Here is a 12,411-nt window from a genome sequence, read left to right as displayed (position 1 = left end):
TGTAAATGAGCATTCCGAGGCTGTTTTCAACGCAGCATCACCGAGTATCAAGGCTTTTCACACAGAGCCTAGGTTTGGTAAGGGGGGTTGAAAGTTAAAATAATAGTCTTGACCTGACGGGGCGAGTGCGCTAAATAAGCATTTCACTCGACGTGTGATTCTCAAACATTGCAAACTCAAGGTTAGGTATGGATATATACGATCGGCTTTTCGGCGATAATAATGAATATTATAATGATACCGGGAAGCCAAAATACATGGATGGTAATTATTTTAAACAGTTCCACTATGGCTTCATCAGTGAGAGAGAGCAAGCAAGAAAAAAAAAGGGGAAGTGCATTATTCCCGATTGCACCGATAGGTGCGTATCTTCCCATACGATACCTGAATCAGCAGTATTAAAGCGCGTTGCTCAAGAAAATGAAGTGCTCTACCCCGAATACAATGCGCAACTAAAGATCTACGAATGCAAGCCTATTAATATAAAGAAAGCATCTGCATTTCCCGGGTTCTGCGTGCAACATGAATCGATGTTTAGCGGTTTTGAAATCAATGGGGATTTTGAAGATCCATCGATTGCATTGCAAAATCTGAGGATCGTCTATCGATACCTATTCGGATTATCCAGCCTCACCAAGGTCTTTAAACGAAAGCTGGCGGCATATAAAAAAGAGATCACCGATTATAAGATGCAAAGATTTTCAGAGGTCAAGCATTTATTGAAGAAAGGCTTGACACTTACCAACGTTGACGATGAAATAAGTCTTCATCTCAAAAGTCAAATAGAAAAACTTGAAAATCAATATGCTTATATTCATAACGAGGACTTGGTTCCTTTGGTTAATACTTTGTCAGGAGAGGACTCATCTATTTCGATGTACACCGTCCATTTGGACTGTGAAGTTCCTATGTGTCTCGCTGGCAAAAGTGAATTTAAGTCTGGCGACAAAAAATATACTGTTCACCTATCAATATTTCCGCGGGCAGGAAAAACATTTTGCTGCTTTTCTCTTCCAAAGCTTTACGAGGAGGACTTTATTAGAAGCTTAATAAAGCATAGCACTGACATCGGATTTTTGAACGTTATTGAGTCTTGGATGGTCTACGGAACTGACTTCTGGTACATTAACCCAATAGAGTGGAATAGTTACTCGAAAGAAAAGCAAAATAAAATTATGACCCTACTAAAAAGTACGGATCATTTCCCTGACGAAGAGCTTGATTTCACAATATTTGACAACTTGCGTGCAACACTTTTAGCAAAAGCTGAAGAGGATCTGACTCAAAAGAAGTAACCTAATAAACGCATCCTGAACCTCATGTTTACGCGGGGTCATTTATTGGGTTTTCAGTCCCAGAGAGCAATGGTGCATCCTTACACCCCCAGGACTAGGATGCATTTTGGAAAGGCGTATCCATGGTTTCGCCGGCATGATGCCGCGGATTCGAGCCGAGCTTCAAGAGTCGAGTCGAAAGCTCGCAGCCCGCTACCGACTGAACGTGAAGACCCTAGCCAAGCGGCGATCATGAATCACTGCATAGGATGCTCGTATGGGGCCTGTCAACCCACGCATTGCCAGCTGGCAGCCTCCGAAGAGGCGATGGTAGTGGAGTTCCGGTAGCGCACGATGATGCCCTTAACGACCTGCTGGGTCACCCACTTGATTGCTTCCCACTCCTGACCCGGAGCGCCTTGCACCGCTGTATGGCGCGTCACGGAATCAGCCAAGCATCCCAAAGGAGCCGCAGTCAAGCGCAGTAAATTCGATAGAACTGAGATGGGCTATCTGCACATTGATAGCTCGGAGTTACGCCTTGATAGCGGAAACCTATATCGCCCCTGTCCTATACACCTCTCCAACTAGCCCAAAACCTCTAGATTGATGATGATCTGCTTGAGATCTGACCCGATTCACTCCGGAAAAGGCGACCAATATTTTTTCCCTCACACAGAACGTCAGCCACTGACAGTTAGTCCGTCTCGGTCAAGCACAGGTATGGGGCGTTTTATCCCATTTCTCACGTAGCATGTGAAGCAATTGAGCGTAGTTCTGACTGCTGCCTCCACAATTCCGATTCGATTCCACTGACGGCCATAACTAGCTGATTTATTTATAGATACCCTATGGGGCATATCAAAAAATCCACCAAATTCCAGCTCCGTGAATACAGGGACCTCCCGGCCAACAACCGTCCGTCTGTCTCCGCACCAGTCCCACCCCTTTCCCCCCAGGCTCCTCTCCGAACTTCCTCACCCTCTACCAGCACTTACCTCCCTTGAAGGTTGGCGCGAGCCCACTGCTCGGCGGTCGTGACGTTAATCGCCTGCTGTTCATTAAAGGTGCCCGCTTTCGGCCAGGCCACGCCTCGGCCCTGGGCAAACACGGCCCGATACTTCTTGATGTGATGAGTCGGGTCTTTTTCCAGTTCGTCCATCAGATACGGAACCGTCCATTCGTTACGTTTGAAAGGTCGTCCAAGGACACGTTCGAGCAGCCCAGCAACTTCATCGTAAGTAACCGTGTCGCCCGAGAGATACACGATTTCGTTGCGCAAGCGGGGCTCGAAGAAAACGATCTCTGCTGTCAGCGCCCCGATGTCATCGGGTGTGGTCAGTGTGACGCTGTTCTCCAGCCCGCCCAGCGCGTTCACCGTGTCATTCTCGAAGTCCACCACTTCAAAAATGGGCTCAAACATGAAGCTGGTGAACATGCCCGTCGAGATGATGACCCACTCAGTCTTGTCTTGAGCCCTCAGCAACTCGCGAACGTCAAGCTGGGCATCGAAAAGGTCCTGCGGGCTTCCGCGTCCAATCACCTCAAAATCCACGCCGAACTGCCACGGGAAGTATCGCTTGACGCCGGACTTCAGAGCCGCAGTGGCAAGCTTCATCGGAGTTTCTCGGCCTGCAACCATCCCTGCGCAGCCAATGACGGTATCGAATTGAGCGAATACCGCCGCAAGCTGGTCGATGGAGTCGCTCACCAGATCGGCAGCGACCATCTGAATGCCGAGGCTACGAAGCTCATCGATTTCGGCCTTTTTTGCCGGGACTTGGGTGTTGATGGTGGATTCGCGCAGCAGCACGCTGACCGTTGAGCCAGGGGCTCGTTCTGCAACCCGAGCAAGGTTGCGAAGCACGGGCAGCCCAAGCTCTCCTGCGCCTAATACGAGGATCGATTGAGGGGTTGGCTGGGTGGGATGGGTCATGATTTGTCCTGGTTAAAGTTGCCTGTAAGATGGACAAATGCTTGCACGACTATGCAGCGCTCGTAAGAAGGCACACGCGTGATACCAGGGGGAAGCATGGCCGATCATGAAGCTTTGAGGCAGGCGCAAGCCATCTGCCAGACGCTTAGAGAGGATGACGATGGGGTCAGGCGTGAGGTACTTGCACATGCGGGCAGTCGCTGGTCTCTGGGCATTCTGCATGCGCTAGGTGTCTACGGCACGATGCGCCACGCCGATATCAAACGGCAGTTGCGTGGCATTACACAGCGCATGCTGACCAAGACACTGCGATCACTTGAGCGGGATGGCTTGGTCAGCCGCCACGAGTTCCAAGAGATTCCGCCCCGTGTTGAATATGACCTGACTGCGCTGGGGATGCAGCTGCTTGTCCGTATGTCGCCTATTTGGACGTGGGTGGTTGAAAACGTGGAGCAGATCCGCGAGGCCCGCCACAGGTTCGACAGTCAGGACGGAAAGACACCGTTCTGGCAAGAGCCCGTCCCAATGCCTGCAAGTTCGGTTACTGGCTATGACAGCCCGCTGATAGAGCAGGCTATAACAGCGAAGAGAGACAAATGATTGTTGCGGAACACATCGAGAGTTCACCTCGAAACTGTCTGGTCCGCGATACCCTCATGGCGGCTAACGCTTCCGCTTACAACGCCTACAGCCACGTCCTGTCCATATGGGGCTTAGCGCTGTAACCTGTAGATCGGATCTGTGCTCGATCAGCAAGCAGGTCGAGCACTTGAATCTGGCCTACACCTTAGCCCGCCCGTGCCGAAATCAGCTCGAACGGCGCCTCGTTCAATAGTCCGCGGGCTATGTCCAGGCGTATCGCGTATGGTGCCCACGTGTGCCTGTTCTGGTACAACAGTTACTTTCGACTGCTGCGGAATCACAGTCGCACCCCGCTTGTCCCATGACTCACCTAATCTTTCGGAAGATCGGGCAGTCGGGCGCTGCTAATAGCCAATTACACCAGGATTTTTATGACCCTGCAGAAGCGTAACAACGTCCATATTGTTGGGGACGGAGGGGTAACCTTGATCCTGGCGCATGGGTTTGGCTGTGACCAGAGCATGTGGCGGTTGCTGGTGCCGCATTTCTCCAAGAGCTTCCGCGTTGTTACCTATGATCTGACCGGCGCTGGTCAGTCTGAGCTTGAGGCGTACGATCATGGCAGGCACGCGTCGCTGTGGGGGCACGCAGCGGATCTTAACGAGATCATCAACGCGTTTGCGAAGGGCCCCGTGATCCTGGTGGGGCACTCGGTCAGCTCGATGATCTGTGCCTTGGCCACTGTGCAGTCGCCAGAGCGGATTGCTGCGCTGGTGATGATCGGCGGTTCGCCTTGCTACGTAGACAAGGGTGACTACACCGGCGGATTCTCGCCGGATGAAGTGCTGCAAATGCTGGCCACCATCGACGACAATTATCTCGGCTGGGCCGGGACCATGGCGCCTGTCTTGATGGGGGCACCGGGGCAGCCGGGGCTTCACGAAGAGCTGCTGGAAAACTTTGCTCGCACCAACGCCTTTATCGCCAGGCATTTTGCCCGTGTGATCTTCCTGTCCGATCACCGGCAGGACATTTGCGGGCTGTCGACACCCACGTTGATCCTGCAATGTCCCGGCGACGTGGTCGTGCCAATGGAGGTTGGCGATTATCTGCACCAGGTGCTGCCCGACAGTACGTTGAGCATCATCAACAATATCGGCCATTTCCCGCAGCTGAGCGCGCCCAGTGCATGCACGGCTGCAATGGATGCTTTCTTCGTAGAACGTGGGTTCAGTGATGGATGACACCGCGCAGTTGCTCACAGCAGCGTATTTCGAGAACGCCCCGTGCGGACTGGTTGTCATGGCCGCGGATGGCACCATCATCCGCGCCAACCAAACGTTCTGCGATTGGCTGGGATACGACTCGACGCTGATGCACGCGTGCAGTTTCGAGCAGTTGCTGACGGTGGCGGGGCGTGTGTTCCAAAGCACACACTGGAAGCCATTGATGGACATGCAGGGCTCTGTTGCGGAGGTTAAGGTCGACCTGCAACATCGCAATGGAACAGCCGTTGCCATGTTGCTCAATGGTGTCCGGCAGGCAAGTGACGACGGGGTCGTCTACCAGTTGGCGTTGTTCGGCATTAGCCAGCGAGACCGCAATGAGCGGGGGGTATTCTTGGCAATGCAGCGCGCCGAGGAACTGCTGGCACAGAAGGCCGCCGCCGAATCAGCTTTGCAACGCGCCCAAGTCGAGTTGGCCGCAGCCTATGAAGATGTGCGGCATCGGGCACTGCTCGCCGAACGAATGGTCGCTGTGGCTAGCCATGACCTGAAAAATCCGATGACGGCCATCAAGATGGCTACTGAGCTGCTTGCACGCGATGTCCAATCCGACCGGGGGCGTCGCCTGCTGGGCAGCATTGGCACTTCTGCCGAAAGAGCGCAGCGCATGATCGTCGATCTTTTGGATTTCGCTTCGATCAAACTCGGTCAGGGCATCGGTATCCGTCGCCAACAAGTTGATCTTCTGAAGGCCATGGACCAATCCGTGAGTGAGCTCAGGATTGTTTTTGGCAACGCAAGCATTCGTCATTTGTCTCGGGGGCAAGGGACATTCGAGGTGGACCAGGACAGGTTGCATCAGATGATCGGTAACCTGGTCGCCAACAGTGCGGCATATGGCGACCTTCGCTATCCCATCACGCTCACTACTGAGTTCTGCGGCAACGGTGTGGTTTTGAGCGTTCACAACCACGGCCCTGCCATCGCCGAGGAATTGCTGCCCAAGTTATTCGAGCCGATGACGCGTGGTAGCGACCGGCAAGATGCGCTGCGTTCGCTCGGGCTTGGTTTGTTTATCGTCAAGCAGATCGCCGAAGCCCATGGTGGCCGGGCTACCGTGACGTCCAACCCAATCTATGGCACCACTTTCATCATCCACTTGCCCTATTGAACTGCCGGCACTGCCGAACATTCCCTCACGGATTAAGCAACACTCCAGAGCCTCAGTCGTCAGTCAAACCTTTCCCCATCGCTGTGTATTCAAGCGTATGCCGTTGGCCTTTGGAGTCTTCGTAGATCATGCGCGCGGGTACCAATTCGCGCACGTCGGGCACTTCGCTCACGGAGATCACTCGGGCAATGTCCAGGTGCTGCGAGTAGTTGTACCGTTCAACCGGCGGCTGCTTGAAATCCTGCGCCACTTCATTGGCCATTGCCGTGCTGCAAAGGCCGCCAAACACCAATGCCACTAACGCTTTCATTTTCAAGTTACCTGTCTGTAGTGAGGGGGCTTGCGGCGCCGCGAGCGCCGAGTTGCACCCAGTGTTCTACAGGCGGATTAGTTGAGGGTTAACAGAGCAGGGTCGCCGGCCCTGGGCGTATGTCGGACTGTTCCCAAAATGCGGTTCACAGCTTCTGCTGGCTTCGCCGCGCCTTGCGCTGAAGCCCCGTTAGGCATAAATTCCCTTCAGTCGCGGCAACCTCCGCGACCGGGTTTGGCGACCCGGGAAAACTTGGCGCAAAGCGCCCCACACGATTGCAGGCGCTTTTTTTTGCGTCCGCAGCCTCGTGCCATGGCGGCTGTGCGTGGGAGACCTTCGGGTCTGCCGGGTTCCAAGTTCCCGGTTCGCCAACCTGCGTACAGCTGCCACCCAATTGTTTGGCGACGATGCGTGGCAGCTCCAACCTAACTTGGAGTTTCATGCATGCTTATCGCTATCCCTTACAGGATCCTCGCATCCGCTCTCCGCCGCTGCTCATCAGCGCCGGTATCTCGCCCCCATCGCTTCTGTCCACAGTCAGTCCACCCGCGAACTGAGGCAGGTGTCCCATGACTGACCACGAGCGCCTTTCCACAATCCAATCCTATGCCTGGACCCTCGAACTCCTGGGCGAGGCACTGGCTCAATACGATGAACTGCTTGAGTGTGAGCACAACCCGCAGTTGAGCGGTCGAGGTGCGGCGGGGATTCACCAGGCCATCCGCATCATCGGTCGGATGACGGCGGAGGAGTGTGGGAGGTTGATTGATTTGGCGGGGGAGGCTGTGTAGCTGTTGGAGGTGTTGTTGGCCCTCGACTGCCGGGGCCGCTTTGCGGCCCTTTCGCGGCACGAGGCCGCTCCCACACGGACTGGGTTTGGGCTACCGACGGAGCTTTTCATAGGCGATCCATTCCTCGCGCATTCGCCGTATTACTTGAAGCCTTTTGCACATTTGGCGGTAGCGGCGGCTGTTGTAGCAGGCGAGGGCCGAGGTGGCCGAGAGCATGCCCACCAACGAAAACAACTCTAATCCAGGCTTGAAGTAGCTTATGCAGTTGGCCGCAAGGCATATCACCAATACCCCTACAATCCACCATGTGAATTTTCCTCTGCCACGGATTACCGAGTACTGAGCGCACCCCAGCACGGTCGTGCCCAACATCAGCAGAGTAAAGGAGTACTCAAGGTAGTTTGGATGCTTGCGAAAGTAGACATCTGCTATGGCGCCTGCTCCCGTAGAGATGGCGATAATTGCCAGCAACATTGCCAGCGCAAGGATTGGGAAAAATCGTTTGAGAAAGGTGCCTAAACAAAAGGTAAGAAACATCATTCGCTGATTTCCTCTATCAGCATTACAGCAAGGTTCTGGACCATCCCGTTCCCGATGATGCCGATGCCGCTAAGGATGGACTCACTGATAAGTGCAATGGTCGATGTCCTGATTTGTGCGGGCATAAAGCGTTTGGGAAGGGTACCGAGACGTTGTTTGAGTTTTAGTTGTTTACTCGTCAGCGACGGGTGTTTGATCGAGAGGATTTCTCTCATCAGCGTGCTGCGTTGCTGGCGACTCAGTGTTCTACTCAACGAGAACCATCCTGCACCTGTCAGGCTTTTGCGCATTTGGAGATATTTGATCGTGTTCAGAGAGGCGCTGGCGATTCCGAGCAAAGAGATGATGTCTAGCAGCGGTGCAACAATCTTGAACCAAGTTTGATTATCGAGTTCATCATTGCTTTCCGGGGCGTGAAGCTCCAAGTGAACACGGCGCACTCCAATCGCACACTGGGCGGCAGATGCCAATAAAGCTCCGTAACCAGCAATGCTGATAGCAATCCCAGGGCCACCGGTGATAGCAGTCAAAACACCTCCATTCACTATCAACAGCAACCCGCCGATAAATCCCGTACACGCCAACCCAGTATTCCAGAGATCCGAAATCAACCTGGACTGCCGCGGATCCTTCACCTGCTGCTCAAGATACTGTTCAGCCGTAACCGGCCTAGGCAGCTCCTGCAACACCACCCTCTTCGGCAGCACACTGCAAACAGGCTGAAACGCCCGCAAGGTAATCGCGTTGTAATGAGTATCGACATAAACCACCCCCGCCCCAACGATGGCGGGATCGCGGTCGATTGCGGCATACAGTTTGGGAAGATCGATCGAGCTTTCGATCCGCGCTCGGGCGAAAGGCTTGAACGGGTTGCCACCTAATTCCGTGATGGGCGGGCGAGGCATGACGAGTCCTGAGCAGGGCGTCAGGAGAGACCGTTGGGTCAGCCGCTAGCCCGCGATTGAGGGACTCGCGAGCATAAGAAGGCGCTATTGGCGGGTATGTCGGACCGTTCCGATATGATTGTGGGAGAGTGCCGCCGTGAGCTTTGCCTCTGGTCGTGGGATACGTCGCAGTGTCGCGGACTGTTGCCAGCGAAGTTTCATCATCTTCTGTAAGCACTACCGGTTTGAGGTGGTGCGGTCAGTCTGTTCGTCCTTGAAGCGCAGCATCCCGTGCTCGGGCACCATGGGCATGAACTCGTCATGCGCGTGGGCCCTAGTTTCGTAGGCCCCGTCGGTCCGGAGGCTACCTCACCACCTGGGCCAGGTTGCCGATGAAATGCCGCAGCCATTCATGATGCGGTTTGTTGTGCCGGGCAATGTCCCAGACCATGAAACAGCGGAACGACGGCACCGGGAAGGGCACCGGGCTCACGGTCAGGTCGGTCATCGCCGCATAGCTCTCGGCGGCGAAGCTGGGGATCGTGGCGATCACTTCGCTGTTCATCAAGGTGCTCAGTGCACCGCTGAAATGGGTGAACGAGGCGGTGACATGCCGCGCATAGCCTGCCGCCTCGAACATGTCGTCGATGAAGCCGCGGCGGCCATCGTAGGAAATCCGCACGTGATTGGCGGCGAAATAGTCTTCCAGGGCGATGGGGTCGTTTGCCGCTCCATTGCGTGGACGGTAGAGGCAGGCGTAGGACGAGGAAAACAGCACCTGCGAGGAATAGCTGGTGTTGAAGTCCTTGGGTTCGGCACAGATCACCAGGTCCATGTCGGGGTCTTGCAGCGACTGTTTCCACAGCGAGCTGTTGCTCTGGTGGAAGGCGAAGGTCACGCCCAGGCCTTCGGCCGCTGCGGCGTTGACGATGCGCGGCGCAAGGCAGGCCTCGATATCGTCAGACAGGCCGATATTGAAGACATAACTGGAATCGTGCGGCGAAAAGTCGGGTTCTGTGCCCAACAGGCCGGATATGGAGGTCAGGGCTTCGGTGATCTTCGGCGCCAGCTCCATGGCCTTGCGCGTGGGTTGCATGCCCGAGGCGGTGCGGATGAACAGCTCGTCGCCGAAGTGCTCGCGCAGGCGGCGCAAGGCCGAGCTCACTGCGCCCTGGGTCACGTGCAGCATGGCCGAGGCGCGGGTGGCGCTGCGTTCGGTCATCAGGCAGTGAAAGGTCAGCAGCAGGTTCAGGTCGATCCGAGAAATATTACGTACGTTAATCCGGCTCATATTTCCTAATCGTTTGCCCCGTGGTCGGTGGTGTTTCTAGTCTGGTGCCCACAACAGATAACAACACACAGGTGGATCCGGTGGGCACGATTTCGCATAGCGTGGGTGAAAGCAATACCCATACCAGGGGTGGGCAGGTGGATATCCGCAAGCGCGCCATCGCGGTAGGGATCGGCAACTTCATGGAGTGGTTCGACTTCGCCGTTTACGGCTATTTCGCGGCGGTGATCGGGATGCTGTTCTTCCCGTCCAGCGCGCCTGGCGTGTCGCTGCTGTCGTCGCTGGCGGTATTCGCCGTGGGCTTTCTCTCGCGGCCGTTCGGGGCGCTGATCCTGGGGCCGATCGGTGACCGTTTCGGCCGCCGGGCGGTGCTGATCATCACGGTGTTCGGCATGGGGGTGTGTACCACGATCATCGGGTTGTTACCCACCTACGAGGCGATTGGTATCGCAGCGCCCGTGCTGTTGATCGCCATGCGCTTCGTGCAGGGGATGATGGTTGGCGGCGAGTGGTCGAGCGCAGGCATCTATATTGTCGAGAGTGCGCCGGCGAATCGCCGTGCCACGGCGGCCAGCGTGATCACCGGGACTGCCGGGCTGGCGTTCCTGTTCGGCACCTTCGTCGCCGCGACCATCACCACCACGCTCAGCGACGCGCAACTGACGGCCTGGGGCTGGCGCCTGCCGTTCGTGGCCTCGATCGTCATGACCGGCATCGCCATCTTCATTCGCCGCAAGCTGGGCGATACCCCGGTGTACGAAGAGATGGTGCGCCAGCGCGATTCGGCGCAGGCCCCGAGCAAGGCGGTGCGGCGCCGGGCGTTCATTACCACCTTTGCCTTTTCGGCGCTGTTCGGGGTGTCGCTTTATTACTTCGTCACCTACGCCAACAACCACCTGGTCACCACCGTGGGGCTGCCGCGCAGCACGGCGCTGTGGCTGTGCAGCATCGCGCTGGTGGTGTACGTGATCGTCAACCCGCTGATTGGCCGGCTCAGTGACCGCATCGGCCGGCGCAAACTGTTGCTGGGTGCTGCCGCGGCGCTGACGGTGCTGGCGTTTCCGATTTTCCTCTTGATCAACAGCGGCAACAGCGCGGCGATCCTGCTCGGCTTGATCATCCTGGGGGTACTGGTGGCGGTCACGGCAGTGATGGACGTGGTGCTGCTGGTGGAGGTCTTCCCGGCCTCGATCCGCTCCACCGGCGCAGCGCTGGGGCACAACCTGGCGCTGGGGATCCTGGCAGGCCCGGGGCCGTTCATCGCCGCGGCGCTGATCCGCATGACCGGCGACGCCAACCTGCCCGCTGCCTATCTCGCCGGGGTCTCGCTGCTGTGCCTGCTGGTGCTGCGCAAGACCTTGCCGGAAACCCGTGACAACGACATCAGCCGTTTCTAACCACAGACAGGAGTCATCATGACCCGTGTAGCAATCATCCAGGCCGCTTCCGTTCCTTATGATGCGATGGCCAGTGTCGAGAAGGCCGCCGGCAGCCTGCGGCGGGTGGCGGAGCAGGGCGCACAACTTGCGGTGTTCCCCGAAGCGTTCATCGGCGGTTATCCCAAGGGCGCGGCATTCGGCAGTGTGGTGGGCAATCGCAGTGCTGCCGGGCGCGCGCTGTACCAGCGCTACGTCGAGGGAGCCGTGGCCCTGGACGGCCCGGAGCTTGCGGCCTTTGCCGAAAGCGTCGAGCAGACGGGGGTGACCGCGGTGGTCGGCATCATCGAGCGTCATGGCCGCACCCTGTATTGCACCGCTGTCACCCTCGCGCCGGGCCGGGGCATTGCCGGTTATCACCGCAAGCTCATGCCGACCGGGCAGGAGCGCCTGATCTGGGGCTTCGGCGATGGCTCGACCATTGAGCCGGTGCAGACCGACTTCGGTGTGCTCGGCAGCGTGATCTGCTGGGAGAACTACATGCCGGCGCTGCGCCAGGCCATGTATGCGCAAGGGGTGCAACTGTATTGCGCACCGACTGCCGACGATCGACCGTCGTGGGCCAGCTCCATGGTGCATGTGGCGCTGGAGGGCCGGGTGTTCGTGCTCTCGGCCTGCCAGGCGATTCGCCTGGGCGAGTATCCGCAGCAGCACCGCGAGGCGTTCGGGCTGGATTTCGCCGACGACGACTACGTGATGCGCGGGGGGAGCATGATCGTCAGCCCCTTGGGCGAGGTACTGGCCGGGCCGGTGTTCGATTGCGAGACCGAGTTGTACGCGGATCTGGACATGAGCCAGTTGAGCCAGGGCAATCTCGACTTCGATGTGGTGGGCCATTATGCGCGGCCGGATGTGTTCGAGCTGAAGGTCAATACCGCGCCGTTGCGGGCGGTGAGTTTCGACGGCTGAGATCGCCGGGGCCGCTTTGCGACCCAATCGCGGGACAAGCCCGCTCCCACAGATACGTGCG

At 56.8% G+C, this 12,411-nt stretch carries 12 protein-coding genes; 7 read left to right on the top strand and 5 right to left on the bottom strand.

Annotated features, from left to right (window positions below; translation table 11 throughout):
• The first annotated feature begins 188 nt into the window (after positions 1-188).
• Positions 189-1,295: a hypothetical protein gene (locus ACPZMI_RS00710; protein WP_426351469.1), complete on the top strand. Its 1,107-nt coding sequence runs from the start codon at positions 189-191 to the stop codon at positions 1,293-1,295.
• A 973-nt stretch (positions 1,296-2,268) separates the two neighbouring features.
• Here ACPZMI_RS00710 and ACPZMI_RS00705 read toward each other — a convergent pair.
• Positions 2,269-3,210: an aromatic alcohol reductase gene (locus ACPZMI_RS00705; protein ID WP_426351468.1), complete on the bottom strand. Its 942-nt coding sequence runs from the start codon at positions 3,208-3,210 to the stop codon at positions 2,269-2,271.
• Between the two features lie 96 nt (positions 3,211-3,306).
• Between ACPZMI_RS00705 and ACPZMI_RS00700 the strand changes: the two genes are divergently transcribed.
• From ACPZMI_RS00700 to ACPZMI_RS00690, 3 genes are all read left to right on the top strand, one after another.
• Positions 3,307-3,810, top strand: coding sequence for a winged helix-turn-helix transcriptional regulator (locus tag ACPZMI_RS00700; RefSeq protein WP_063542999.1), 504 nt, complete (start codon positions 3,307-3,309; stop codon positions 3,808-3,810).
• Between the two features lie 413 nt (positions 3,811-4,223).
• Positions 4,224-5,036: an alpha/beta fold hydrolase gene (locus ACPZMI_RS00695; protein WP_186667691.1), complete on the top strand. Its 813-nt coding sequence runs from the start codon at positions 4,224-4,226 to the stop codon at positions 5,034-5,036.
• Positions 5,029-6,189, top strand: coding sequence for a PAS domain-containing sensor histidine kinase (locus ACPZMI_RS00690; protein ID WP_426351467.1), 1,161 nt, complete (start codon positions 5,029-5,031; stop codon positions 6,187-6,189). Before ACPZMI_RS00695 ends, ACPZMI_RS00690 begins: the two co-directional genes overlap by 8 nt.
• Before the next feature lie 52 nt (positions 6,190-6,241).
• Here the strand turns inward: ACPZMI_RS00690 and ACPZMI_RS00685 are convergent, their stop codons facing one another.
• On the bottom strand, positions 6,242-6,499 hold the full coding sequence (locus tag ACPZMI_RS00685; protein ID WP_063543005.1) for a DUF2790 domain-containing protein: 258 nt from the start codon (positions 6,497-6,499) through the stop codon (positions 6,242-6,244).
• A gap of 569 nt (positions 6,500-7,068) precedes the next feature.
• On the opposite strand from ACPZMI_RS00685, the gene ACPZMI_RS00680 reads away from it, so the two are divergent.
• Positions 7,069-7,290, top strand: a complete 222-nt coding sequence (locus tag ACPZMI_RS00680) for a hypothetical protein (protein WP_186667693.1) — start codon at positions 7,069-7,071, stop codon at positions 7,288-7,290.
• Between the two features lie 90 nt (positions 7,291-7,380).
• On the opposite strand, the gene ACPZMI_RS00675 is transcribed toward ACPZMI_RS00680, so the two are convergent.
• The 3 genes from ACPZMI_RS00675 to ACPZMI_RS00665 all read right to left on the bottom strand — a co-directional run bounded on the left by ACPZMI_RS00675 (position 7,381) and on the right by ACPZMI_RS00665 (position 10,005).
• Entirely contained in the window at positions 7,381-7,830 is a 450-nt protein-coding gene (locus tag ACPZMI_RS00675) for a hypothetical protein (RefSeq protein WP_186710024.1), read from the bottom strand.
• On the bottom strand, positions 7,827-8,735 hold the full coding sequence (ssp4, locus tag ACPZMI_RS00670; RefSeq protein ID WP_426351466.1) for an Ssp4 family T6SS effector: 909 nt from the start codon (positions 8,733-8,735) through the stop codon (positions 7,827-7,829). The genes ACPZMI_RS00675 and ssp4 overlap by 4 nt, the downstream gene beginning before the upstream one ends.
• Before the next feature lie 343 nt (positions 8,736-9,078).
• Entirely contained in the window at positions 9,079-10,005 is a 927-nt protein-coding gene (locus ACPZMI_RS00665) for a LysR family transcriptional regulator (RefSeq protein WP_426351465.1), read from the bottom strand.
• Positions 10,006-10,142: 137 nt separating this feature from the next.
• Between ACPZMI_RS00665 and ACPZMI_RS00660 the strand changes: the two genes are divergently transcribed.
• On the top strand, positions 10,143-11,402 hold the full coding sequence (locus ACPZMI_RS00660) for an MFS transporter (RefSeq protein ID WP_426351464.1): 1,260 nt from the start codon (positions 10,143-10,145) through the stop codon (positions 11,400-11,402).
• An 18-nt stretch (positions 11,403-11,420) separates the two neighbouring features.
• Positions 11,421-12,350, top strand: a complete 930-nt coding sequence (locus ACPZMI_RS00655; RefSeq protein ID WP_426351463.1) for a carbon-nitrogen hydrolase family protein — start codon at positions 11,421-11,423, stop codon at positions 12,348-12,350.
• The last annotated feature ends 61 nt before the right edge of the window (positions 12,351-12,411 follow it).

Source organism: Pseudomonas wayambapalatensis (genome assembly GCF_049942315.1).
Lineage (GTDB): Bacteria > Pseudomonadota > Gammaproteobacteria > Pseudomonadales > Pseudomonadaceae > Aquipseudomonas > Aquipseudomonas wayambapalatensis.
Note: the sequence above shows the minus strand (reverse complement) of the source record. Positions and strands in the feature narration are given on the sequence as shown.